Origin of the sequence: Symmachiella macrocystis, assembly GCF_007860075.1 — a bacterium.
GTDB lineage: Bacteria > Planctomycetota > Planctomycetia > Planctomycetales > Planctomycetaceae > Symmachiella > Symmachiella macrocystis.
This window is the reverse complement of sequence record NZ_SJPP01000002.1, coordinates 1,116,312-1,140,281: the sequence shown is the minus strand read 5'-3', so window position 1 is coordinate 1,140,281 and position 23,970 is coordinate 1,116,312. Positions and strand designations below refer to the sequence as shown.

Annotated in this window: 19 protein-coding genes; 7 read left to right on the top strand and 12 right to left on the bottom strand. The window is 55.8% G+C overall.

Annotation, left to right across the window (positions count from 1 at the left end; all coding sequences use genetic code 11):
* Positions 1 to 162: 162 nt before the first annotated feature.
* From CA54_RS22495 to CA54_RS22455, 9 genes are all read right to left on the bottom strand, one after another.
* Positions 163 to 2,091, bottom strand: a complete 1,929-nt coding sequence (locus tag CA54_RS22495; RefSeq protein ID WP_146373209.1) for a hypothetical protein — start codon at positions 2,089 to 2,091, stop codon at positions 163 to 165.
* A gap of 352 nt (positions 2,092 to 2,443) precedes the next feature.
* Positions 2,444 to 2,920, bottom strand: coding sequence for a hypothetical protein (locus CA54_RS22490; RefSeq protein ID WP_146373208.1), 477 nt, complete (start codon positions 2,918 to 2,920; stop codon positions 2,444 to 2,446).
* A gap of 294 nt (positions 2,921 to 3,214) precedes the next feature.
* Entirely contained in the window at positions 3,215 to 4,525 is a 1,311-nt protein-coding gene (locus CA54_RS22485) for a HEAT repeat domain-containing protein (protein WP_146373207.1), read from the bottom strand.
* A gap of 164 nt (positions 4,526 to 4,689) precedes the next feature.
* A complete protein-coding gene (locus CA54_RS22480) occupies positions 4,690 to 5,382 on the bottom strand; it encodes an SMI1/KNR4 family protein (RefSeq protein WP_146373206.1) in 693 nt (230 codons plus the stop codon).
* Between the two features lie 11 nt (positions 5,383 to 5,393).
* Positions 5,394 to 6,041 (bottom strand): SMI1/KNR4 family protein, encoded by a 648-nt coding sequence (locus CA54_RS22475; RefSeq protein ID WP_146373205.1) that lies wholly within the window; start codon positions 6,039 to 6,041, stop codon positions 5,394 to 5,396.
* A 104-nt stretch (positions 6,042 to 6,145) separates the two neighbouring features.
* Positions 6,146 to 8,959, bottom strand: a complete 2,814-nt coding sequence (locus tag CA54_RS22470; protein ID WP_146373204.1) for a hsp70 family protein — start codon at positions 8,957 to 8,959, stop codon at positions 6,146 to 6,148.
* A 115-nt stretch (positions 8,960 to 9,074) separates the two neighbouring features.
* Positions 9,075 to 10,421, bottom strand: a complete 1,347-nt coding sequence (locus tag CA54_RS22465) for a DUF1501 domain-containing protein (RefSeq protein WP_146373203.1) — start codon at positions 10,419 to 10,421, stop codon at positions 9,075 to 9,077.
* A 293-nt stretch (positions 10,422 to 10,714) separates the two neighbouring features.
* The gene (locus CA54_RS22460) at positions 10,715 to 12,652 is read right to left on the bottom strand and encodes a sodium/solute symporter (protein ID WP_146373202.1); all 1,938 of its coding nucleotides are present in this window, start codon (positions 12,650 to 12,652) and stop codon (positions 10,715 to 10,717) included.
* Complete coding sequence (locus CA54_RS22455) at positions 12,649 to 12,894, bottom strand: DUF485 domain-containing protein (RefSeq protein ID WP_146373201.1); 246 nt, start codon at positions 12,892 to 12,894, stop codon at positions 12,649 to 12,651. The genes CA54_RS22460 and CA54_RS22455 overlap by 4 nt, the downstream gene beginning before the upstream one ends.
* 277 nt (positions 12,895 to 13,171) lie before the next feature.
* On the opposite strand from CA54_RS22455, the gene acnA reads away from it, so the two are divergent.
* From acnA to CA54_RS22425, 6 genes are all read left to right on the top strand, one after another.
* Complete coding sequence (gene acnA, locus CA54_RS22450) at positions 13,172 to 15,844, top strand: aconitate hydratase AcnA (RefSeq protein WP_146373200.1); 2,673 nt, start codon at positions 13,172 to 13,174, stop codon at positions 15,842 to 15,844.
* A gap of 96 nt (positions 15,845 to 15,940) precedes the next feature.
* Positions 15,941 to 16,588 carry a hypothetical protein gene (locus CA54_RS22445; RefSeq protein ID WP_197532728.1) on the top strand — a complete coding sequence of 216 codons (648 nt, stop codon included), beginning with the start codon at positions 15,941 to 15,943 and terminating at the stop codon, positions 16,586 to 16,588.
* 21 nt (positions 16,589 to 16,609) lie between these two features.
* Positions 16,610 to 17,236: a leucine-rich repeat domain-containing protein gene (locus CA54_RS22440; RefSeq protein WP_146373198.1), complete on the top strand. Its 627-nt coding sequence runs from the start codon at positions 16,610 to 16,612 to the stop codon at positions 17,234 to 17,236.
* A 336-nt stretch (positions 17,237 to 17,572) separates the two neighbouring features.
* Positions 17,573 to 17,818 carry a hypothetical protein gene (locus CA54_RS22435; protein WP_146373197.1) on the top strand — a complete coding sequence of 82 codons (246 nt, stop codon included), beginning with the start codon at positions 17,573 to 17,575 and terminating at the stop codon, positions 17,816 to 17,818.
* Entirely contained in the window at positions 17,815 to 18,027 is a 213-nt protein-coding gene (locus tag CA54_RS22430) for a hypothetical protein (RefSeq protein ID WP_146373196.1), read from the top strand. The genes CA54_RS22435 and CA54_RS22430 overlap by 4 nt, the downstream gene beginning before the upstream one ends.
* 66 nt (positions 18,028 to 18,093) lie before the next feature.
* Positions 18,094 to 18,525 (top strand): hypothetical protein, encoded by a 432-nt coding sequence (locus CA54_RS22425; RefSeq protein WP_146373195.1) that lies wholly within the window; start codon positions 18,094 to 18,096, stop codon positions 18,523 to 18,525.
* A gap of 278 nt (positions 18,526 to 18,803) precedes the next feature.
* Here CA54_RS22425 and CA54_RS22420 read toward each other — a convergent pair whose 3' ends face one another.
* From CA54_RS22420 to CA54_RS22410, 3 genes are all read right to left on the bottom strand, one after another.
* The gene (locus CA54_RS22420; RefSeq protein ID WP_146373194.1) at positions 18,804 to 20,156 is read right to left on the bottom strand and encodes a DUF11 domain-containing protein; all 1,353 of its coding nucleotides are present in this window, start codon (positions 20,154 to 20,156) and stop codon (positions 18,804 to 18,806) included.
* 81 nt (positions 20,157 to 20,237) lie between these two features.
* On the bottom strand, positions 20,238 to 21,032 hold the full coding sequence (locus CA54_RS22415) for a hypothetical protein (protein ID WP_449342983.1): 795 nt from the start codon (positions 21,030 to 21,032) through the stop codon (positions 20,238 to 20,240).
* Between the two features lie 209 nt (positions 21,033 to 21,241).
* Positions 21,242 to 22,498: a hypothetical protein gene (locus CA54_RS22410; RefSeq protein WP_146373192.1), complete on the bottom strand. Its 1,257-nt coding sequence runs from the start codon at positions 22,496 to 22,498 to the stop codon at positions 21,242 to 21,244.
* 349 nt (positions 22,499 to 22,847) lie between these two features.
* On the opposite strand from CA54_RS22410, the gene CA54_RS22405 reads away from it, so the two are divergent.
* The gene (locus CA54_RS22405) at positions 22,848 to 23,927 is read left to right on the top strand and encodes a hypothetical protein (RefSeq protein ID WP_146373191.1); all 1,080 of its coding nucleotides are present in this window, start codon (positions 22,848 to 22,850) and stop codon (positions 23,925 to 23,927) included.
* The last annotated feature ends 43 nt before the right edge of the window (positions 23,928 to 23,970 follow it).

The window sequence follows — 23,970 nt, the reverse complement described above, 5'->3', positions numbered from 1 at the left end:
CTCGTTAGTGTTGTGGTTTAAGATGCGGTTGCCATGAATGTCAATACGCGGCCGGTAGCCTTTCTGCAGCGAAACGTCCTCCGGGTGCCAATACTGACTTGCCCAGCAGTGTTTCCCCTAATTCACCCTACAACGCTTGAATCGCGTAACAACAACGCCCAATCACTCCCCATCTCCCCCCTCCGCACCCGCCTTCTCCGCTTCCTCCGCCGCAGCCACCCGCGCTCGGATCTCCGTATCGCACCCCTCCGCAAGAGCTTTCATCACGGGATCCTTTTCCAACTTCACGTTGGAGCGCACGCTGCCCATTGATTTGCGGCCGCCGATTTCGATGAGGACGGCGTAGACCCGTCGGCGGATGCGTGCGTCTTTATGTTTTAGATAGGGCAACACCGGACCTTCGGCGAGCGGTCCCATTTGAATCAGATACCGCACCGAATCATCACCGGAAAAGAAGTCCGTCAGTGCGGTGGCGAGCGCACGCGCGGTGGTGGGCGTGTTTAACTCGACAAGGGCCTGCATCAAGGCGGCGCCATCGTCAGGCGAGTGATGTTTCCCGCCCATTTGCAGAATCATTTGTTCGGTGTCGTCTGTTTTCCAATGCAGGATCGCCGGGATCTGATCCTTCAGACGAAAGAAGGGCTTGCCGATGGTTTGTTGCAACACCTTGGCAACCTCCTCGCGCCGCTCGTCATCCACATCCATCCGAGCCAATGCTTTGAGAGCCTTTTCGGGACGGCTGGCGTTTTCCTCTTGCAGATCGCGAAGGGCCCAGTCTAATTCCGCTTCACCCGGACGAGCTTTTCCGGAAATGTCGGCGCTGCGAATGGCGTTTTCGTCCGCTTGTCGTTTTCTTTCCTCCGCCCGCAGTTTTTCCTCGGCCGCTCGTAGTTCGGCTCGGCTGGGCAGGTGCTCCGGCAATTGGGCGGCTATGGTCACCAACCCTGCATCCGCATCGACGTTTTCCGGTTGCCCCCAATCCAGGCTTTCGGCAAACACTTGTGCATTCTCAACCGGTGCTACCACAAACTGATACTGGCCGTTCCCCAAAGCCTCCATGGCGACGAGTGAAAGTTTATTTCCGCCGTTGTCGAGCGCTTCGGTTTGATTTTGCAGATACAGTTGCACCAACTCCGGGCTTCCCTCAGCGCCGTGGACTTCGACACGCACCACTTTCTCGTCGCCATGCTGGAGCACCAGTTCTTCAATATCGGGATCCGGAATCGGCGTCGGCAATTGCGCGCGGATTTGGATCTCGCGACCCTGCACGTCCGACACGGATCCCACACCAATTTGTTCAGCAAATTCGCGAAGATTGATCGCCGGGCCGACGAGAAACGTAAACGTATTGTCCTGCCGCCCCATATTGAGGACGCGTGGGTAAGGCAAGTCCGAGCGGATCACCTTGTATTCAAAGCGGACAAATCCGGGACCCGCTTTGCCCCACTGCTTTTTGTGTTCTTGCAACGCTTTTTGTGCAGCGGCGTCTTTGTTCTGTTTGGTTTGTTGCGACGCGCGCTCCTGTGCCCCCGCATAGATGCTGTAAGCGGCGCGGAAGATTTTTCGATTCAGATAGCGGTTCGCAGCGGCTGTGTCCCCCACGACGTTATTGATCACAACCGTCGCCACTTTCTCCTTACCAAAATTGGAAAGGAGCGCCTCTTTGTCACGATCACCGCGTGCCTGGCGTCTCTTTTTCAGGCTCGCCTGATACGTTTCTTGTCGCTTCGCTTTTTCCCCTTCGCTCAAGTCTTCTGCAGCGACGCCTTCATTCGATTGGCCTGGTTCACCCTCATCGGCAATTCGCTCTTCAGCTCGATTCCGCGAAGAGACAACCATGCCGATGATCGTGCCAATGCCCAACAGAAGCACAAAGCCGCCCACGATACCGCCGATCAACAAAACCCGCTTGTCGAGGTTCGCTCCGCCACCGGATGACGACCGTTGTCGCGAACTGCCCGCCGCACCACTTCGGTTACCGGGAGCTTCAACGGTCGCACTGCAACCACGACAACGAAACGTCCGCCCCGCTTTGTCATCCGAGAGCTTATACGTCTGCCCGCACGTAAAGCATTCCGCAACAATGGCCATCGCCTGATTCCTTCGAGGAGTTCGTCTCAGGGTAAGTCAGTAGGTGAATACAAACGTATTCAGAAGAAATGCCAGGGCCACAGACTGGGGCCGCTAGAAACGCCTACCATATCCCAATAAAGACACCGCCGTCAAATCGAAAACTTCGCCCCAACTACTGTGCCCGTAGGGTGCGTCGCGACTCACCTTTCTCGCGTAGTACGGTAGATTTGCCTACCCCCAAAAACAACGCAGCCCCGTAGGTCAGGCTCCCGCCTGACGGGATTCACCTTCGATAATCAACGCCACAAGTCTTCCTGCCGTTGCCCGGAGCCGCGTCTTATATGGTCTGGGATTGAAAATGGGGTTGCCTTCACAAATCGGTCAAGTTGATGTGAAAGTACCATAAGCAAAAGCTCGTCAGGGCATTGACCAGCACAAGTATTGCCAGAGCAGCGATTCCTCCACGATAGACGCCGCGGGTCACGCGTGAGGGATCATGCCGCAACGCGTACCGTCCCCCCAGCAGACCTCCTGCGCCGACCACCAACATGTGTACGCATCCAGTCACAACTGGAAGAGTGACCAACCCGTATGTAAAGAGACTGTTGACCGGCGTAAGCCTCACCAATGCGATCAACAACGCTACCAACGAATGGTATGTATAGAATGTAAAACGAAACGGTTCGATCGCAAACGCTAAGAACCAACATAGAAAGTGCAGCCCGGCATAATACACGCAGACCTTGCCAGTGGTAATCAGCATACGCCGTTTTAGCTCGTGCAGGTCAACCTGTTGCGGCAACAGAGTATCCGGAAAGGTGGATTCAGACGATTGATGGATATTCATTCGTTGCTTCCTGGCTGCGATTCGAAGTTGGTTGAAAAGCCAGCGTACTCATTGGCAGCAGCGAAAGAAAGGCCTTCTAGTGAAGGTGTGCGGGTACCATTTCTGACGCTTCTAACATTGTCGTCGGCGAATGCCCATCACACTATCCCAACCGCGGGTGGCCCCGAAAGATCCTTTTGGGGCGGCGCAGCCGCAGGAGAGGGTTGCGAATCGTCAGCAACTCTGCGGCAAAGCTCTTGCCAACTTCGTCGGCCCAGATAGAAACGATCTGGGCCACCTGCGGGGGCAGCAGCCTCAATTGTTGTTAGATGTCGGCGCTGTCGTCTCGATCTGCTTGATCGCCTCGGCGGCCATCCGGCGGGTATCTTCGTCGGGGTCCAGCAGTGCTTTGCGAAGTTCCGGAATCATGGATTTCGCGGCCGGCCCGATCTGACCCAGATGTTGAATGGCCTGGCGGCGTTGGAAACCGCTTCCATGCTTAATCATCTGGTTTAACGTCTGGAAGTGAACCATCAGATCGTCTTCATCTTCAAAGAGTTCCCGCAAGCTTTCTCTTTCCTGTTCTTGTTGCTTAAACCACTCGCGCATCCCTTGCTCAGCCTCGTCTCGCTTCTCACCTTTCAATCCGAGTGCTTCGATCAACTCGGGAACGAGCTGTGGGTCCGGTTCAATATCGCTCAGCGCATTGACTGCCCAGCTGCGGACGAAGCGGTCCTCATCCTTCAGCAGCTTGCGTAGCGCTGGTACGGCAGACTTCGCATCGAATTCCAACCCTCCCAGAATTCCGATTGCCATTGCTCGGACGGTTGCTGGGTATTCTCCCGATGCAATCTTTACAAGATAAGGCACTTCAATCTTCGTATGACCAGAAGAGATCATCGGCATAAGGTAGGCAGGAATGGACAAAGCGACCATGGTCCCGCGCTGCTTCTGTGCGTTCTCAGATTGTTGGTCTTCGTCGTCGGTAGGAAGACTGCGGTACGACTCATTCAATACGTTTTCATACGTTTCCCATGGCAAGGAGTTCAGCAGCTTAAGCAAAATCGGCCCAACAGGTTTGTCCTCCGGCGTGGCGGACAGCAGCACGTAGAACATCGTCATTCGCGTGGATGCGGTAGATGATTTGCTGAGTATGATTCGTTCCAGATCGGGCAATGCTGTCTGCGCTTCCGGTCCCATGGCCATCAGCACTTCGGCTGCCGCACTGACAACACTTTCGTCCTTGTTCTTCAGCGCCTTGAGCAGTTCGGGAATCAGCGGATTTGCTTCCTGTCGGAAGGCGGCGCGTTTCTTGCGTCCATCGGGATCAGAATAACTTCCTCCTTCCCAAGCCCAATCCCAGGGCGAAAACTCAGTTAGCTCGTTTTCCACAAAGCTCGCTGCCTGTTCGCGGACCTCCGCGTCGGAGTCATTTAACCGATCGACCCAGTATTTAAGAGGCTTGCGGGCAGCCACCGGGTCTTCCCACCCAAACACCGATGCCACACACGAAAGCTGAACCACAAGAGCAAACAGAATAGACCGTTGCATGGCGGTGTCCTCGTTGACGGCCAGTTGCGGGAAATGTGCCTTCTGGAGCGGCAAAACGCTATAAATCAAATGCAAGAATGCGTCAATGCAGGATACCAAGCAGAGTGCTGTTGCCGTATACGCGAGAAGCTCGCGATTTGCAGGAGCCCGGTAGGTCAGGCAGCCGCCTGACGAGACTCACGTTCGATTTCAACCCCACCAAACGGGCGCCGGGCAGACCGGATTTCTAGCATCCCTTGCTACTTGGTGCTCGGTTGGAATCCGAGCCATTCTCGCCAGATTCTTGCATTCTCGCAATGTGGGTCTAGCATCGACGTAGAATCTTTCGCGAACGGTAGCCAGCAATTATCATCGTAGCCGGGCAGCGCAAGCAAGGTCATTCGGTGAATTAGGTCTTCGAAATTCTCCGCAAGGAGATAACCGTTGCCTTTCGCGTGTTTGATGCTCAAAAACCGAATGGCTTCTGGGCAGCAAGACGATTCATCAAACACCAAATCGTCGCCATTTGCGCATGTCTGTAAAATACAAACGTGCCGCCACGGATCTAGTAATCTTTCCCCTTCAGAGCGTTCGAGCATTGTTTGACGCTCTTGCTCAAGATATACAACTTCTTCCAAACTCCAAATCAGAAACATTTCTCCTCGGAAAAAAAGCGTCCTTAGAGTTTGAGGGATAATCGATTTGTCCACGGAGCGTACGTGGATGTTTACTTCTTTCGAAAATTGTGTAACGACCCGTTTAAAGCTAGCAGGTAGAGGCTTGCCAATCGTCTTTTCCACTTCAAGTACTTCTTTGGCGGTAGCAGGTGGTGCCACCTCAAAGTGAACGACACGACCACCTTTTGCAACCAATAGATCTCGAGCCGTTTCCCAATCTTTAACCCACGTATCCCATGCAGCCATTAGCGATTCTCCGGCAAACGTTTGCGACATTCGCGTTTCAGCTACATTCGGCTGTAGCCCAACCACTCTCTCCACGCCTTCGCATTTTCACATTCAGAATCAAGGTGCCAGGCTGGCTTATTGACAAAAGGCCGGATTGCACAGGAATCCCATATTGGAATGCCAATATCTGTCATTCGATCAACAAACTGTTGAAAATTGTCCCCCAGTTTGCACTGATGCGTTTCCACATGTTTTAGGTTTAATAGAACAACTTCTTCCTTATTCTCTGGATCCAGATTGATCGCTATATCGTCACCACCGCTACTAGTTTCCACAAGTAGAACACGTCGCCAAGGGGCGAATAACGAATCCCCTTCGTTCCCTTCGACTATTTCTTGCCGCTGCAATTCCAAGTGAGGCAGACGTTCAATATCCCACATGACCGACACAGCAAACACGTCCTTCAACGATTCGCTACAGGAGGAATTGTCCGGTAAATTGGCGAGAACTGAGACCCGTTGGGAGAAATTCAACAAGACCTCCCGGTAACTTGATGGAATGGGATATCCAAGTTGTTCTTCAACTTCAATGATCCGTGAGTGTAGTGCAGGAGGGTCGACTTCGAAGTGTGTCAGCGTTCCCCCGCGATTCACAACGCAATCACAGATTCTTTTCCACTCCTGCACCCAGTTATCCCAAGTCGGCATTATCGATTCTCCGGAAGTGTCGATGGTCGTCTTGATTTGAATGCAATTTGATGGCAGAAAATATTTAACCCTGCAGTTTCACCACGGGCCAATAACCCTTCACACTACCCCAACCGCAACCCCGCCGGCAGGCTCTCACCGAACACGATCCCTTGTTCGTCCGCTTCCAACTCCCCACCATCGCGCACCAGCGTTACAAAGTGTGCCGGGGCGTCGTGGTCTTCCAGCCAATCGACCACCCGCTGCCGCGTCTCGTCCGATATGTCGCGATAGCGGTCGCCGGTCTTGCGGGCGAGTTGCATCAGCGTGAAGCCCAAGACCGGATCGGGATCGCGGGTTTTGAGCAACTTGTCGATCCAAGCTTCCACAATCGTCGGCGCCAGCACGCAATTGAGCGGACCGTGTAAGGGGGCGCGGGCAGCGGCGCGGCCCAAGGCCCATGCGGCTGCTTCACGAATCGCAATCGCGCCCTCGTTGCTGATGATCTTTAACAAGACCGTGCCGAGTTCCTTTTTGACATCGAGGCTTAAGGACTCGAGCGAACCGAGCAGTCGCAGCACTTCGACAATCCCCGCGCCGCCGGATGGCTTGCCTTTTTTCTTTGACGACTTCGGACGATTGCGTACCGCCGCGAGTAACGGAGCGGCCAACGTCCAATGTTGCCCCGCCGCTAAGCCGCCGCCGATCCGCCGCCACAAAATCCAAAACTCCGCCTGACAAGTCGGGTTGGCATGAATCAACTTGCCCTGCAATTGCCGCCACGTCTGGGCGACGCGCCAATCATCGACCGCCATGCCGAAACCGGGCCGCAACGAATAACCCAGCAGGTTCAACCAACGCGCTTCGTGCGTCATGCTCAACTTGCGGCCCGCTTCGACCTCCATCAAGCATTCCCACATCTCTCGCAACAACGACGGCGGCCATTCATGCCGACTCATCCCCGCTGCGGTCGCCAGCCGTTTGACCAATGATTTGGGATCACCCGCATCGGTGAAGGTCTCTTGGATCAAGGCCCGGCAGGTGGCAATGGTCTGTTCATCCACAAACCCCGCCGATTCGCCGCCACCAGTGTGCGCTTCACGGTCAGTGTGCGTGGCAGCGCGGACGTCGAATTGCAATTTCCAAGTCCGCGGATCGTCGACTTCACTGCACCACATGTCCATCGTGCCGATCGCCGTCAAACGTGCATGCAAATGCACCGGCAAGATATTCCCGTCGGAGCTACGCGACTTGAGCACCGTCCGAATAGGCGGCAGCGCCGACATCTGTTCGCGGTCAAAGGGCACCGCATCACCCGGTTGATCGGTCAGCCGCGTACTCGATACAAAAATCGGAAACTCAACCGGCTCACGGATCCGCAAATGAAACGCGCGGTCGGTGAGATCCACTCCTTGTTCGTCTTCAATACCCGCCGGCAACAGACAAACCGCCGTCGTCTCGTCGTTCTCCGCCGATTCCGCCCCGACGTAATACGTCCGCGGCAACCCGGCGGCAATCTTTTCACCCACCCCGCGGCGCACCATGCCGTAGTACGCCGCCCCGTACGCGACCGCCAAATCGAGCCGGTCGTTCTTGAGCACCAACGGTTGCCAATCGGAGCCCGCCCCCGGCGAAAACCATTGCGATAACTGATCCATCATCCGCTCGCGCAGCGTCGTCGATTCAAACAACCCGCCATTAAAGACCACAATGTCGGGCCGCGCCGGATCGTGGTCGACCGGATCATCTTCATCGGGACGCGCATCGTGCCGATGCGCCGATAAAAAGGCCGCTAGGTAACGCGTGATCGCCGGGTCGGGCGCGTAGGGCAAACCGAATTCCTGAAACCCCGAACTGCGTCGCGATGGCTGAGCATCGAGTTCAACAGCGGGCAAAAAACCATCCAACAAAATCCGCCGCACATCCGCTTCGGAAACTTCTGTTTGCAATCCACCGCCAATCAGTTTCGATCCCCCGCCGGGCAGATTGATGACAAACGTCTCCGGCGGATTCGCACCGAGCAGCGCTTCCTTAGCGCGGCGGCACGTTCGCACAAGCACCCCCCATTGGCGCGGCGAAAGTTTCTTACCGCCTGCGGTCAGTTTTCCTTCGACGTGATGCGCGAGCGCCAGGTCCAGGTTATCGCCGCCCAGAATTAAATGATCGCCAACCGCCACGCGATGAAACCGCACCTTCCCCGCACTACCGGGACGGACGCGGATCAAGGTAAAGTCGCTCGTTCCGCCGCCGACGTCGCAGACCAAAATTTTCTGTCCCGGTTGGACATGATTTTGCCAATCGTTGCGATGCCGATAAATCCATGCATAAAACGCCGCTTGCGGTTCTTCGAGCAACACAATCCGCGGCAACTGAGCTTGCGCCGCCGCCTTAACCGTCAACTCGCGCGCTACCTCGTCAAACGACGCCGGTAGCGTGATGGCGACGTCTTGTTGTTCCAATGGATGTTCGGGAAACCGATGATTCCAGGCCGCGCGAATATGCGCGAGAATGCGACTGCTGACATCAATCGGCGAAAGCATTTCCACACCGTCCGCCCCATGCCAAGGCAGCAGCGGCGATGTGCGGTCAACTCCCGAATGGCATAACCACGACTTGGCCGAACCGATCTGACGTCCGGGAACCGTCTCGCCATGATCCCGCGCAAATGCCCCCATGATATAGGAACAATTCTCATCGCTCCAAGGCAGCCGAAGTGCACCCGCAGCAAATTCTCCGGCGGCTGGTTCGTAATGAAACGACGGCAATGTCTCGCGCGCTTCGACCTCCCCAGCAGCGACCAGTTGCGGAACATCAAACGTACAAACCGTGCCGCTCTCGTCGTCGGTGTCGACATACGCCACCGCACAATTCGTCGTCCCCAAATCAATACCGACGACAAACCGGCTAAGCGTACGTTCGTTATCCGTGGGATCAGGCATATCGGAGCGGGGCAGGGGGGGGGTGTTAGAGATGTCGGTTTTTTACCACAAACGCATGCGCGCACACGGATGGTAGAATTCCCGCCAGCCTCGGGCAAGCGAATCCCCGGAAGCGTTAGGCCATCACTTCGCTGATCGGCGTGGGATCGCTGACCAGATGCGACGGGCGGCCTTGCGGTGTGTAAAACATTTTGTCGGGGTTGATCCCCAGCTTAGAATACACGGTCGACACGAAATTCTCCGGAGAAAGAACACGGTCAATAGCCGTATAGCCTTTGCGATCCGTGGCCCCAACTACGGTATTTCCAGGAGTGCCGCCACCGGCCATCAGCACCGACATGGCATTGGCCCAGTGGTCGCGGCCCGGTGCGGTACGCCCCGCGAGTTGGGAAATCTTCGGCGTGCGGCCGAATTCGCCCAAGGCGACAACGACCGTCGTTTCCAACATGCCGCGTTGGTCGAGATCCTCAATGAGCGCCGACACCGTTTGGTCCCATTCCGGCAATCGCTTGCGACACGCCGGGAAGATGCTGCCATGGTGGTCCCAGCCACCATCATAAACAGTCACGAACGGCACACCCGCTTCGACCAATCGCCGGGCCAAAAGACAGCGTTGTCCAAAACCGTTGCGGACATACGCTTCACGCGTCTCATCCGTTTCGCGGCTAATATCGAAGGCCTCTTGGGCTTCCTGCGAAGTAACGAGATCGTAGCCTTGCGAAAAATATTCGTCATAACCACCGACCGGGTCACCGGCAGCTTTGTCGGCGATCCGCCGCAACTTATCGACCTGTGCGCGGATATCGGTCCGTCCCGCAAACCGTCCGGTCTCCAATCCGTTGGGCAGAGCAACGTCGCGGACGCGGAATTTTTCTTTGTTGGGATCATCAGCTACGACAAATGGGGCGTACTTGGCACCCAAAAAGTTGGGTCCGCCTGAGCGCGCCATTCGCGGCATAGAAAAATATTGCGGCAAGCCAGTCGGTTGACCCAATTCGTGAGCAACCACCGAACCCAGACTGGGATGAAAACTAACAAACGCACCGCAACCGACCGGAATCCGCGGCGGCGCACCGGTCATCATGTAGTGGTTACCGGCGCCATGGTTCCCTTGGTTATGACGAATCGAGCGAATCATCGAGAACCGGTGCAAATTGCTCGCCAGTTTCGTCATGTGCTCTGAGAAGTGAACTCCCGGCACGGACGTGGCAATCGGATCAAATTCGCCGCGAATTTCCGCCGGGGCCTCCGGTTTTGGATCGAACGTCTCAAAATGGGTGGGTCCGCCATCCATCCAAATCAAAATACAATTCGTCGCCTTCTTGCGACCGTTGGCCACAGCATCACTCGCGTGCGCTTGCATCCGCAATGCGTCAACAAAGTTCCCGCCAAACAGCGCGCCTAGGCCCAACTTTAGGCAGTCACGACGTCGAAATCCTTCGCAATTGGTCGAAACGGTCATTCAAAAATCCTCAATCAAAGTCTTTTCGCTAACTCCAGTTGCCGCACGAATTGAGATATTAGTATATCCTGATGAACACCCTTTGCCCAGACATCCTGACCAGTTTATCCCGGCGGAATGTGGCCGTGTGTTCACTACTTTAGCAGGGTGCCTAGTATCATTTTCGGCAATCACCCAGCGGGAATATCAATCCCGTCGGCATCACTGTCACGGTTTGACGCGCTGGAGGCCCCTACTATTCTCGACTTAGCCAGGGGGCCATCGGTCGCCAACCAACCATGTTTAACGTCAACTCACTCCGAAGCTGTTTTCGGCTGCGTCATCAACGACACCACAATCAACGTCAAAAATCCCAACGGAATCGTCACGATTCCCGGTTGGCTGAACGGCACCAGCGCGTCTCCAGCGGGCAGGCCATAGACTTTGGTGTAGGTATCCGCACTCAGCAGAATCCACCCCAGCGAACTGGTCATGCCGACCACCACAGCGGCGATGATTCCTTGTCGTGTCGTCCCTTTCCAGAACAACAACATCACCAGCGCCGGCAGATTCGCCGAAGCAGCAACACTGAAGGCCCAGCCGACGAGGTAGCTGACGTTCATCTCTTTGAACACGATGCCCAACACAATCGCGATCGCACCGACAAAGACCGAAGTGATCTTTGCCACGCGGACTTTTTCGCCATCATTCAACTCCACACCGAACGCGTGTGTGACCAAGTCGTGCGTAACTGCTCCGGCAGAGGCCAAAATCAATCCACTGACCGTGCCCAGCACCGTCGTAAAGGCGATCGCTGAAATCGCTGCAAACAGCCACTCGTTCATGCTCCGCGCTAACAACGGCGCCGCCATGTTGCTATTGGTAACGTCCATCGACCCACTGGTCATCGCTCCCAATCCCATGTAGAGCGTGAGCACATAAAAGAACCCGATACTACCGATCCCCACAATCGTACTCTTCCGCGCTGCGGCGGCATCTTTGACTGTGTAATAACGAATCAAAATGTGCGGTAACGAAGCGGTCCCGCAAAACAGTGCCAGCATCAGCGACAGAAAATTCAATTTGTCCAGCAGCTTCGTGCTGCGGATTCCGCTAAACGTGGGATGCTCGCCCGGACGCAACACTTGGTTGCCGGCGGTCGGTTTTTGGTAATAGACCGTCGTCGTTGTTCCATCCGGTTCGGTGATTTTCTGATTCCCCCACAGCACGACTTCGCTGTTTTGCAATGTGCTGAAAAACGAAAGAAACCCGAGCTTCCCGGTCCGTGACTCCCCACCGGGCAACTTCGTGACATTCCCCACCGGATGCAATTCCGCCTCACCCTTTTTCGTGCCTTTAACTTGGCCGTTGACGAGAGTTATCCCGTCCGTGTTTTGGGTCACGGACTGCGCTTCACGCAGCACCAATTGGCCCGGCGCGATTTCGGCTTCGCTCCAGACCGAGACAATCCCCGTTGCGTCATTTCGATAGCGGCGAAACTTCGTGTCGGTCCATGGCCCCTCAGGCGGCACCGGGCTTGTCCCTTTTAGCGCAGGGAGTGCGGCAAACTCCGACGCGGTGCTCACCGGACCCAGAGTTTGAAACGCATAACCATCCTCCCCACCCGCTTTAACCTCAAATCCACGCTCAATAATCATCCACGTCAAAATGGCGCTGAACAGAACCAACAGCGAACCCTTGAGGAACTGCACCCAGGTCGTTGAGACCATGCCGGCGGAAACGACGATCAAAATCACCGTCACACCCACTAAAACGACTCCCACCCAGTGTGGAAATCCGAGCAGCGGTTGGACCAACACGCCCGCGCCGACCATTTGCGGAATCAGATAGAACACACTGACCGCCAACGTGCTGATGCCTGCGGCCAATTTAATGCCCCGCGATTCAAACTTCGCATCCAGCGCGTCGGCAAATGTGAACCGCCCCAACCGCTTCATCGGTTCGGCAATCACAAACAGCGCCACAATCCAGCCGGCGAGATAGCCGATCGAGTACAAAAACCCGTCGTACCCATAGAACGCAATCATCCCGCAGATGCCCAAAAACGAAGCCGCCGACAGGTAATCACCTGCAAAGGCGATGCCGTTAACGAACCAGGGAATCTGACCGTGGGCAGTGAAATAGCCCTGCGAGGATTTCGCCTTACTGCCTAAATAAAAACTGAGTCCCAGCGTGACGGCGACGAATAGAAAGAAGAAGACCACAGCCTGGGGGGAGGGTTCGTAAATCATTTCTCCACCTCTTTCACGGCGACATCCTCATCGTCCGGTTGGCACATCCAGCCATAGATCAAAGCCAACAACACAGCAGCGATGATCAAGCCAAATCCGTACAAAATCGCCAGATTCACCCCGGCAAAGGGTAGGACTTCCATGGTTTCCGGCGCAAAGGCATTCAGAAACACAAACCCGCCATACAGCAGCAGGTACACACAGAAGAGCACCATCCCGATTCGTGCGTTGCGTTGTCGCATATCAACCTCGTCATGAGTTGCTGTGATATTTGAGAAACAACCAGGATAACGAGCCTCGTTGACGGACGAAACCGTGTCCGCTGGGTATTGCCGCTTGCCTCAGCCGCTCGATTTACCGAGCAGACCCTGTGAACCGTGTGTCCCGCCGTGCCAACCGCTCACTTCTTTTTTTCCCAAGACCTTAATATCATCAGGGGCACGAAAGCAGATTTCAGACTTATTTGGCCGGGAAAAAACCGGATTCTTAGCGGAATAGCGTAGACAGGGAGAGGTACCGATGGCTGGCGGAAATCCGTTTGGGGCAGAAACGAAAATCAAAACTGTGGGGGGCGAGTACACCATCTTTCGGCTGGGCAAGCTGATCGAGGACGGAATCGGCCATATCGAAAAACTGCCATATTCCATTCGCGTCCTGCTGGAAGCCTGTCTCCGCAACGTCGATGGCTTTGTCGTCAATGAAAGCGACGTCACCAAATTGGCTGCCTGGGATGCCAAAAACGTCGCCCGCGACGAAATCCCCTTCAAACCGGGCCGCGTCGTATTGCAGGACTTTACCGGCGTACCCGCTGTCGTCGATCTTGCCGCACTCCGCAGTGCCATGGTCCGCATGGGGGGCGACCCACAAAAAATCAATCCGCTCGTCCCCTGCGATTTGGTCATCGACCACTCCGTGCAGGTCGACGAATTCGGCACATCACTCGCGCTGATGCACAACGTCGAGCGCGAATTCGAGCGCAATCAAGAACGGTACCAATTCTTGCGGTGGGGCCAACAAGCGTTTGAGAACTTCCGCGTCATCCCGCCGGCAACCGGTATTGTCCATCAGGTGAATCTGGAATACCTCGCCAAGGTCGTGCTCACCCGCGACGGCGTTGCCTTCCCTGATAGCCTCGTTGGCACCGACAGCCACACCACAATGATCAACGGCCTGGGCGTCGTCGGTTGGGGTGTGGGCGGCATCGAAGCCGAGGCAGTCATGCTCGGACAACCGATCTACATGCTCACGCCGGAAGTTGTCGGCTTCAAACTCTCCGGAAAGCTCCCCGAGGGAACCACCGCCACCGACTTGGTGCTGACGGTCACGCAAATGTTGCGGGCGCATGGCGTGGTCGGCAAGTTCGTCGAATACTTCGGCCCCGGTCTACAACAAATGAGCCTCCCCGACCGGGCCACTTTGGCCAACATGGCCCCCGAATACGGTGCCACGATGGGCTTCTTCCCCGTCGACGATGAGACACTCGCCTTTATGCGCCGCACCGGACGCACCAACGCTGAGGTCGATCTCGTCGAGCGGTACTACAAAGAGCAGGGGATGTTCCACACAGCCGAATCCGCTGATCCGGTATTCACCAGCACGTTGGAATTGGACCTGAGCACTGTCGTCAGTTCCATGGCCGGTCCCAAACGTCCGCAGGACCGCATCTTGCTGACCAACATGAAACAGCAATGGCATAAGGACCTGGCGGAAACATTCGGCAAGTCCGCACCGTCAGCGCCCGTTACCGTCCAGGACAACGGCAGCAGCTCGCAAATCACCGATGGCGCGATCGTCATCTCCGCCATCACCTCCTGCACCAACACCAGCAACCCTTCGGTGATGTTGGCCGCCGGTTTGTTGGCACGTAAGGCACGAGCCAAGGGACTGAACCGTCAGCCGTGGGTCAAAACCAGTCTCGCTCCCGGCAGCCGTGTGGTCACCGAATACCTCGAAAAGTCCGGTCTGAATGAAGACCTCGATGCTCTCGGCTTCCAAACCGTCGGCTATGGCTGCACAACTTGCATCGGTAACAGCGGCCCGCTCCCCACGGCCGTTTCCGAAGCAGTCACCGAAGGCGATTTGGTCGTCTCAGCCGTTCTGTCCGGTAACCGGAATTTCGAAGGCCGCATCAACCAACAAGTCAAAGCCAACTATCTTGCCAGCCCTCCGTTGGTGGTTGCCTATGCCATCGCCGGAACCACCGACATCGATCTCAGCAAAGATCCGCTGGGGCAAGACACGGATGGCAACGACGTTTTCCTCAAGGACGTTTGGCCTTCGCAAAAAGAGATCACCGACACGATCGCCAGTTCGCTCGACGCCGAAATGTTCGCCACCCAATACGCGCATGCCGCCGACGGACCGCCGGAGTGGCAGGCGATTTCCGGAGCTGAGGGGAACCTCTTCGCCTGGGATGCCAAGAGCACCTACGTCCAAGAGCCACCCTTCTTCGTCGACATGCCGGTCGAGCCGCTGCCGATTGCTTCCATCAACAACGCACGCTGCCTGGTCTCCGTCGCCGATTCGGTCACAACCGACCACATCAGCCCCGCCGGTGCCATCAAACCCGATGCGCCCGCCGGATTGTATTTGCAGGCAGAAGGCGTGGCCGTCAAGGACTTCAACAGCTACGGCAGTCGTCGCGGCAATGACCGTGTGATGACCCGCGGCACATTCGCCAACATCCGCCTGCGAAACCAACTCGCACCGGGCACCGAAGGGGGCGTGACGACCTATCTGCCGACCGACGAACAGATGTCGATCTACGATGCGTCGTTGAAGTACAAAGAATCCGGCACGCCGCTGGTCGTTCTGGCCGGAGCGGAATACGGCACCGGTTCTTCACGCGACTGGGCCGCCAAGGGAACCTACCTGCTCGGCATCCGCGCAGTGATCGCCGTTTCCTATGAGCGAATTCACCGCAGCAACCTCGTCGGCATGGGCGTATTGCCCTTGGAATTCCAAACCGGCGAAAGCCGCGACGCACTGGGCCTGGACGGCACAGAAACCTTCGACATCGCCCTGACCGACGACATCAAACCGGGCCAAGACGTCGAAGTCACCGCCACCAAAGCCGACGGCAGCACCATCAATTTCACCACCCGCTGCCGCATCGACACCCCGGTCGAAGTCGAGTACTACCGCAACGGCGGAATCCTGCACAAGGTGCTCAGGGACTTGGCCGCCAGTTAATCACGCCAAACCACAAACACAATGGAGCGCTCCCCATCACCGACTCCACCCCCTCGAAGCCGCCTACCACGCACGGGCACACTGCTGCTCATCGCTGTGGTGTTGCTGGTTGGCGGGGGAGCGTTGATGGTATGGTTGCCGTATCATCGTGATCAACTGCTGATTGCTGAGGTCGAACGGCTTGGCGGAGAAACAAAGTCAGAGGTCGTTCGTCCTGTTTGGATTCCCGATGCGGTGGATGATGAGTATTTGGAACTCTTCAGCAGGGTGCGGGTCATTGATTTGTGCCACACATCCGTTGATGACGCGGGACTTGAGCATGTGCGAGGGGCAATCAGCATTGCCAACCTTGAAGAGTTACAGCTTGATGGTGCCCAAATCAGTAATGCGGGGCTTGAGCAGATCCAAGATTTGAAAAACCTATCGGTCCTGTGGCTCGACGCTCCCTTGGTCAGTGACGCGGGGTTGGAGCATATTGGAACGCTGAGTAACTTGCAGACCCTATCACTGAATATGACTCAAGTCAGTGACGCCGGACTTCAACACTTACGAGGATTGTCAAGCCTTGAAAAATTATCGCTCGAAAACACCAAAATCGGTGATCAGGGTCTTGAGCATCTGCGTGGATTGAGCGACCTTGAATTTCTCTTTCTCCGTAAGACCAATGTCACGAGGACTGGAGTTGAGAAACTGCAAAAAGCCTTGCCGGACAGCCGGATTATTTGGAAAGCACCACCGAAATAGTTTACCAAAGGGGTGTTTTCAATGACCGATTCCGTTCCTAAAACGCGTTTGCCACGCACATGGACAATTGTGCTCCTTGGCGTTGTCCTGCTAGTCGGCGGTGGAGCGTTGATGGTGTGGCTGCCTTATCATCGCAATCAAACAGCGATTGCTGAGGTCGAACGACTTGGCGGATATACAGAATCAGTGATCGTTCGTCCTGCGTGGATTCCGAATGTGGTGGATGATGAGGATTTGTGGCTGTTTGAGCGAGTAATCGTAGTTGATTTAACCGCCTCCCAAGTCAGCTACGTCGGGCTTGAGCATCTACGAGGACTGACCAACCTTGAGGAATTGTGGATGGATAGAACCCAAGTCACTGATGTGGGACTTGAGTACGTCCGAAGGCTGAACAACCTTAGGACCCTGTCTCTTATCGATACGCAAGTCAGTGACGCGGGGCTTGAACATATTAGCCAGCTAATAAGCCTTCGGACATTAACTCTCGACAATACTCAAATCAGTGATGCAGGGCTGGAACATCTTCTACAGCTGACCAACCTTAAGGTGCTATGGCTTGATGGCACCCAAGTCACTGATGCAGGAACTGAGAAGCTCCGAAAAGCACTACCTGATTGCCTCTTCAACTGGACACTACCATCGGAATAACGCCAAACCACTGACACGCATGAGCGTTTGCCATGACCGACTTTGCCAAAAAAAGCCGCCTACCACGCACAGGCACGCTGGTGTTTTTGATTGGCGTTGCAGCCTTAATGGTATGGGGCCATCTCACCGGGAACAACAGTTTCACAAATCATTCGCCCTGACTGGATTCCAGATACAGAGCACACCAATAGAGTCCCGTTCACGGGGCTAATACCGCTGCGCGGAAAACCCGGTCAACCGGGTTGGCCAAAGGCGCTAGCCGGAGATCGGGTTGAGAGGAATGCTTCGGTCAAATTCTCTTTGCCACTTAGGACCGCAGTATGCTATCATTTCAGCATGAATCCAACCGCCATCAATACTGCACTCGACCGAGCGACCGATCCGTTGCTGAGCATTCTCAGTCCTGACCAGGCGCACCGAATTATTGATTTTCACGCCGATGCCGAAATGCAGGCCCGCATTGAAGTTCTTGCCCACAAGGCGAACGAGGGTGAACTGACGGACGAAGAGCGGGCCGAATATGAAGGCTACGCGCAAGCCAATCGGTTCATCGCCATCTTGCAAGCCGAGGCGCGCCAATGAGTGCACGATCGACCGCTAATTTCCTGACCGTCATGCTGATGATCATGTCTGCCGTATGGTTGATGCTGGGATATCTCGAACCTGCTGTTTCGCGAGAGGCGCGAAATATGGTGGGATATACGAATGTGTCGTTGAGTCTTGGTACCGTTTTTTTCTTTTGGATGGCGAAGCGGGAGGCGCGGACGAAACCGGACAACGACGCTAAATGATTCCGTCTTGCCAGAACCCGTTTCAAAACCCGGTTGCGCCTGTTCAGGAATCTATAATACAAGTGGTTGCGTGACGCGTCGGAGGGTTTTGAAACTACTTGTAGTGTCCCACTTAGAATGGTGACTGCCTTAGGTGCGACTGTGTTAAGCATTGAAGAAGTTGGCGGGGGATGGTTCGGCGGCGGGGTCTACTTTGTAACGATTTCGATCGATTGCGCATCCATTATTCAATTCAAATCGGATTGGGCGGAAGCATTGCGTTGGATTGCTGAGTGGCGTGAGCGCCGAGTTGGCCAATCAGGAGACGTGACGTTTCTGATCAGGTCCGAAACGACGGCGGGATCAATGTGCGAGTTCAAGGCATTTATTGGCGAACAACTGCTAACCAATCCATTGCCCCTTGCTGAATTGCAAGGTCATCGAGTCGATGTTGCACTTTTCTTGCTCCCGGAGATGGAACAGTATTTGGATCTGACTGTACTTCCGAATGACAATTGAGCGGCGCGCATTTTATGACTTTGGATCGCTCCGCAACGCGAAATGAATGAACGTTTTTTGGACGCGCTCGATATAGAGTCCCGTTCACGGGACTTCCCCCGCGGAACGCGGGTATGAACTACCGCTGCGCGGAAAACCCCGTAAACCGGACTGAATTGCCACTCTCGCAATCAACCAACAGCGCAAAAAAAATCCCGCCGTGCTGTCCAATGGACAGCCGGCGGGAATCCGGACTTGCGGGAATCCTTAACGTTGCATGCTTGTAAAGTCTTGGTCTGCTATTCGACGCGTGTCTCGAATTTCACGGCGCCGCCTTCTCCTCCCGCAAGCGGTTCATCCAATTCCCAGCGGAGAATCAGACTTCCCGCACCGTTGTCTTCGGTGACAAATTTGCCGGCGTGGTCCGAGGTCGCAGTCCCTTCAACATAGCTCAACCGCACGGTGAGGTTGTCCATGATGACCACTTCGTTCACCGGCAGGTCGCCAATGTTATCGTATCGGATCGTGAAGGTGACGATCTCTCCTTTTTCGGCCACATGTTTGTCAGCCAACTTCACAAGACGAATCTGACCCTTGCTCTTGTCGGGATCGTCGGTGGAGGCCAACTCTTGCGCGGTCCAGGTGGAATACACTTCGTTGGACCCGGTGGTTTTGGCAGCCAGCACCGGATAGGCGCGATGCGACCAAACCGCAGCTGCTTGCACAGCTTTGCCAATCACGGCCGCTTCGTCCTGAATCAACTCGCCGGCGACGATAAACTTGTAATCCTCGAAGGCGTTGATCAACTTCGTGTTTTCGACCAAGGTCACCGGCTTGTCGACCAACGACGTGATCATGTCGCGGTCCAGGCCACTGGCACGCTTACGCATCCGCACCCGCTCGCTGCCCAGGTTTTCTTGATGCTCGACGATCGCCGTGCGGTTGTAGTAGTTCACGCCGTATTCCGAAACTTCCGAACCGACCGCTTGATCGATGTCCGTTCCTTCACCCAGCGTGCTGATGACGCTCACTGCTGCAAAACGCGGCGAGTAGACAGCGACGCGGTTTGATTTTTTAATATGCCGCTCGCCGATTTCATCGCGGTACTCAGCGATCGCATCCTCCGGATCGAAACCGCCCAGGCCGTAACCTGTGTAATGCACCGACGTGGCCCGGTCGCCGCCATCGTAAATGTATTCGTCCGGATATTTCGCTTGCGAGGCTGTGTTATCCTCGGTGATCATCGTCGGCATCGCTGGCGGAAACAACGCATGCCCGCCCCCAAAGCCGACGCCGCCGGCTGCGTTTCCATCCAGGCAATCCTCAGGGCAGTACTCCGTCCCCATGCTCTGGCCGGACAGTTGTACAATTTCACCCGCTGTCGAGTTGCGACGCGAATTCACCCGTTCGGTTTTGGCCGATTCAACATGCACGGCCGATTCCACCGGGGCTGCGACGCCTGCGGGCGTCTCTTCAATCGCGTTGACGGTGAGTGTCTCGGTGTCGGTATTGAATGGATCACCGGAGACTTGGTTCCGGCTACTGGAACAAGAGCACAGTCCCAATAACAACAGTGCGGCGGGAACATAGCCCAGACGCATTGCCGCATGTCGCCATTGCTGTGCCGCGCTGTCTGTTTTTTGAATTGTCATGTTCCCGTGTCTCTGTATTTTGCCCGGAGAGTGGTATCGCTGTGTGTACAATGGACTGAATTGATTCGCTGGTTGAAAAATCTATTTGGTAATCATCCGTGCGGATGGGGCGGCAGCCTGACCGGGTGGTTGGGCCGTGGCCGAGACAGCAATCGGGGCATGGTCGCCGAAGAAGTCATCGTTGTTCCCTTGCATCAAGGGAATACGACCTCCCAGGCGGACAATGGCCATCGGCCGTCCGTAATAATCGGCGGCGGCGAGCGCATTTTGTTGCGGCGCCAAAACTTCCACTGGGACCTTTGCGTCGAATTTGATCGGATTGGCCAATTGCGGTTGTTCCAGATAAATCACTTTGGTGACCATTCGGCCATTGAGCGCCAACTCGATTTCTTTGTCGGAGAATGTAATGGGGATCGGGAAGTCAGCCGCTCTGCCGCGCGGAGGATGCAGACGATCCAGCAGTTCGATGCTGGGATACAACTCTGCTCCGGGATGTTGCGGCATGTGACTGATTCGAAAGCGATAGACATGCCCGACAAGCATGCCGATCTGTCCAGGGGCTGGGTATTCGTTGGCCTGTCCACCCGCACCGTAGAAGGTGACTTGTCCGTCTCCGGGAAGTTCCACCCGCACCGGCTGAAAGTAGTGACCGTCGGCTTTGCCGATCAAGCCCGCCCATTGTCCGGCGACGCCTGGTGGCGTGTTTTGGTTCAACGGGTAATAGCGGCCCGAGGACTGTGCCCAAGCCGTAGACCCCGTAGCCCATAATGCCAGTCCCGCGAAAAGGATGGTCAACGACCGGCCAGCCATGTTTCGGCGGAAGAATCCGACGAGCAGCTTGGCCGTATCTTGCCGTGTCTGTTCAATGCGCCACATCACGATTGACGTTCCAGGCAATAGAGAAGAGTGGTTGCGACCGAAAAAGTGTGTCGTCACTGTCCAAGCGTTTTATTGCTCGGGGAGTTCCGACGTCTCACGTAGAATTAATACTGTTCCCGCCGCGGGCCGGAGACCGTGCCGCCCTGATTTCTGGCGGCACGGTTCCGGTTAGATTGGCAGCGGTCGTCACATAGCTCGCCGAGTGCTTACTGTTGGGCACCCGGAGGGCAGTTTTGCAACTGATTGCCGTCGAGGATCGTACGAAGTTCGATTTGACTCGCACGGTGTTGTTTGAGGTGCTCGAACGGTTTCGCACCGTAGTGGCGTTCCTCGTACTCCACGTAGTTGACGGGATCGGGCATGTTGATACCCGGCTTGTGCTTGACATCAATCAGCAGGTCACGCGTCGGTCCCGGAATGTGCATTTTGGTTTTGTTCCGAACCGTGTGCGACCGCAGTCCGGCAGGACCACCGTACGGCAGGTGCGGAGGACCGGGCAGACCAATCGGCGTGCTGGTCATCGGTTGACCCCAAATCGGAGTTCCGTTGACACCACTGACCGGATTGTAGGCCGGAACGCCGCCTATTGGACGCGGGGCACCCATCATCATCGCTGTCGGCACGCCATCGGCACCAATGTATCCAATCGGCATCGGCGGAGCGTGCTGATCGTCCTTGCCGCTGATGTGACGAATGTGCGAGGCGGGAAGGACTTGACCATTGGCACCCGCAACGGGCATCCCATCAGCCATTTCCAGATCCATGTTACCGATGCGAATCACAGCCATGATCGAGCCACGACGGCTGGCTTCACGGACAGGATCAACACCCGGGTCAAGTCTCGTGGAGACCAAGGTTTCCACACCGGCAATCGCCAGTTCTTGATGTTCCGCATCCGGCAAGTAGATGACTTTGGTCACGAAGTTGTTGGCGTCGACTTGATCGATGTCTTCGTCCGTGAGTTGAATCGGAATCGGATTGTGCGACAAGTACGCATCGGTGGTCGGCTGCGACATGTAAACTTGCAGCGTGGGATACAGCACCATGCCGGCGCGATCGGGAACGTTGGTCAACTTCAGGCGATAGGTCGCGCCTTGATTGAAGTTGTACCGTCCCGGAGCCGTCAACTGCTCTTCGGCGAATCCGCCGTTGATCTGCCAGCCAATGCCCATGCCGGCCGGGCCGATAAACCGGAGTTGCGAAGTCTGCGTCGAAAACGGTCCGCCAACTCCCATGCCACCCATCATCGGCAACACGCCCGGGCCGGGACCGTCGACCATGGGTCCGGGACGCAACAAATGTTGGGCCGGGGGCGCGTGGTATTGGTTGGAATCGACCGAAGGATACCCGCCGGCTCCTCCAGGTCCACCGCCATTGCAGTCGTCTGGACAAGTCTCGTAAGAGCTGCAGCCGACGCTCACGACGACCACAGTGCTTAATGCCAAAAAGTAGGATCTCATCATAACCCCCTCGGGTACTTAAGTAATGTGACTGGTGCCAACAGGATCCATCTCGATGAAACGTCTCCTAAACACCCCGCTCCCGCTGCGACTCAAGCGCCGGATCCAATCGTATTCCTGCGCCGTTGTCCCGAATTTCTTTCTTGTGGATTGCAGTCGACCTACCTGCGGCCTAGCGAATACACTAAAACCATCAAACAGATCGCCCTGCAGCGGCATACTTACCAACAGGAAGCATCACCGCCTTTTTGTTCACGCAGTCGAATGGCAATTTCCGTACGGCATGCGATTACAATCAGTTTTTTCGGAATAACCCGCCCCGTTTCTTTGGTGAATTCAGTATTTTCGTAACATGACAAAAACCTTGCCCATTTTATGTGTGGCTGCAACTCTCATTGCTGCAATGGCTTACGGCTATGCTGCACCGCCAGAGCTGCACCGAGCAATTCTCCCGGATTTGCCAGCTGGGCCGCAAAATCAACAGCTGCCGGCCGATTTGACGCTGGCTCAGGCTGAGACCGAGCCCGAAGAGACTGCGGAAAAACCCGCAGAAACTCCTGCGGAGAAACCGCCTGAGAAGGTGGGCAACAAAGCCACAGCGGCCGATGCCCTCAGAAAATCGCGGGAATTGCTCTCTCAACACCAATCGATCCGTGCCAACGTCATCGAGACGGTCGAAATCGGCACTCACGGGTTCACAGCCACCGGTCGCTATTTGCAGCGAGGCAAAATGAAGCTGCGGTTGGAATTCGATCTACAAATCGGACAGACCATCGGAGCGATGATGGAAGTCTGCGATGGCGAGGTTTTGCATACCCGGCACATCATCGGCGAAGAGGTCCAACTCACGCGGCGCAATGTGCGCGAAATCCTAGAAGCGGCCAGCTCTAGCAAAGTCGCCACAGCGGACATGTTTATCGCTGAAATGGGCTTCGGAGGACTTCCCGGCTTGTTAGCTGCCATGGAACAGTCGATGACCTTCGACAACCTCAAAGACGATTCGCTGGGCGACAAGAGCGTCTGGATGATTCAAGGGACCTGGAACCAACAATTTCGCAGTCGATTCCTCCCGCCGCAACAAGCCAATGCCGGACCCCAAAATGGGCAACAGGCCGCGCAGCAGTTGCCTTCGCTGGTTCCCGATTTTGTGAAAGTGTTCCTCGACCGACAAACAGGTTTCCCCCTGAAGATCCAGTACCTGAAAAAAGTGGCGGGACGCAATCACGCGCGGCCGATGCTTACGTTGGCGTTCCGCGATATTGAACTCAACGGCGCAATCGACGATAGCGAATTCACCTTCATTCCACCGGAAACACCCACTCCCGTCGATCTCACGGCACTGTACAAAGAACGCATCCGCGCCGCCGAACAGGCTGCTGCACAACAAAACAATCCCGGCGCACCGCAAACCGGTCAACCACCGCAGAACTAGCGAGATGGGGTGGGCAGTAAGCGCTCATCGCTTTCCGACTCCG

Excerpts from the sequence above, each read along its gene's own strand:
- CA54_RS22495 (WP_146373209.1), bottom strand. The coding sequence starts at position 2,091 with ATGGCCATTGTTGCGGAATGCTTTACGTGCGGGCAGACGTATAAGCTC.
- CA54_RS22490 (WP_146373208.1), bottom strand. The coding sequence starts at position 2,920 with ATGAATATCCATCAATCGTCTGAATCCACCTTTCCGGATACTCTGTTG.
- CA54_RS22480 (WP_146373206.1), bottom strand. The coding sequence starts at position 5,382 with ATGTCGCAAACGTTTGCCGGAGAATCGCTAATGGCTGCATGGGATACG.
- CA54_RS22475 (WP_146373205.1), bottom strand. The coding sequence starts at position 6,041 with ATGCCGACTTGGGATAACTGGGTGCAGGAGTGGAAAAGAATCTGTGAT.
- CA54_RS22470 (WP_146373204.1), bottom strand. The coding sequence starts at position 8,959 with ATGCCTGATCCCACGGATAACGAACGTACGCTTAGCCGGTTTGTCGTC.
- CA54_RS22465 (WP_146373203.1), bottom strand. The coding sequence starts at position 10,421 with ATGACCGTTTCGACCAATTGCGAAGGATTTCGACGTCGTGACTGCCTA.
- CA54_RS22460 (WP_146373202.1), bottom strand. The coding sequence starts at position 12,652 with ATGATTTACGAACCCTCCCCCCAGGCTGTGGTCTTCTTCTTTCTATTC.
- CA54_RS22455 (WP_146373201.1), bottom strand. The coding sequence starts at position 12,894 with ATGCGACAACGCAACGCACGAATCGGGATGGTGCTCTTCTGTGTGTAC.
- acnA (WP_146373200.1), top strand. The coding sequence starts at position 13,172 with ATGGCTGGCGGAAATCCGTTTGGGGCAGAAACGAAAATCAAAACTGTG.
- CA54_RS22440 (WP_146373198.1), top strand. The coding sequence starts at position 16,610 with ATGACCGATTCCGTTCCTAAAACGCGTTTGCCACGCACATGGACAATT.
- CA54_RS22435 (WP_146373197.1), top strand. The coding sequence starts at position 17,573 with ATGAATCCAACCGCCATCAATACTGCACTCGACCGAGCGACCGATCCG.
- CA54_RS22430 (WP_146373196.1), top strand. The coding sequence starts at position 17,815 with ATGAGTGCACGATCGACCGCTAATTTCCTGACCGTCATGCTGATGATC.
- CA54_RS22420 (WP_146373194.1), bottom strand. The coding sequence starts at position 20,156 with ATGACAATTCAAAAAACAGACAGCGCGGCACAGCAATGGCGACATGCG.
- CA54_RS22415 (WP_449342983.1), bottom strand. The coding sequence starts at position 21,032 with ATGTGGCGCATTGAACAGACACGGCAAGATACGGCCAAGCTGCTCGTC.
- CA54_RS22410 (WP_146373192.1), bottom strand. The coding sequence starts at position 22,498 with ATGATGAGATCCTACTTTTTGGCATTAAGCACTGTGGTCGTCGTGAGC.
- CA54_RS22405 (WP_146373191.1), top strand. The coding sequence starts at position 22,848 with ATGACAAAAACCTTGCCCATTTTATGTGTGGCTGCAACTCTCATTGCT.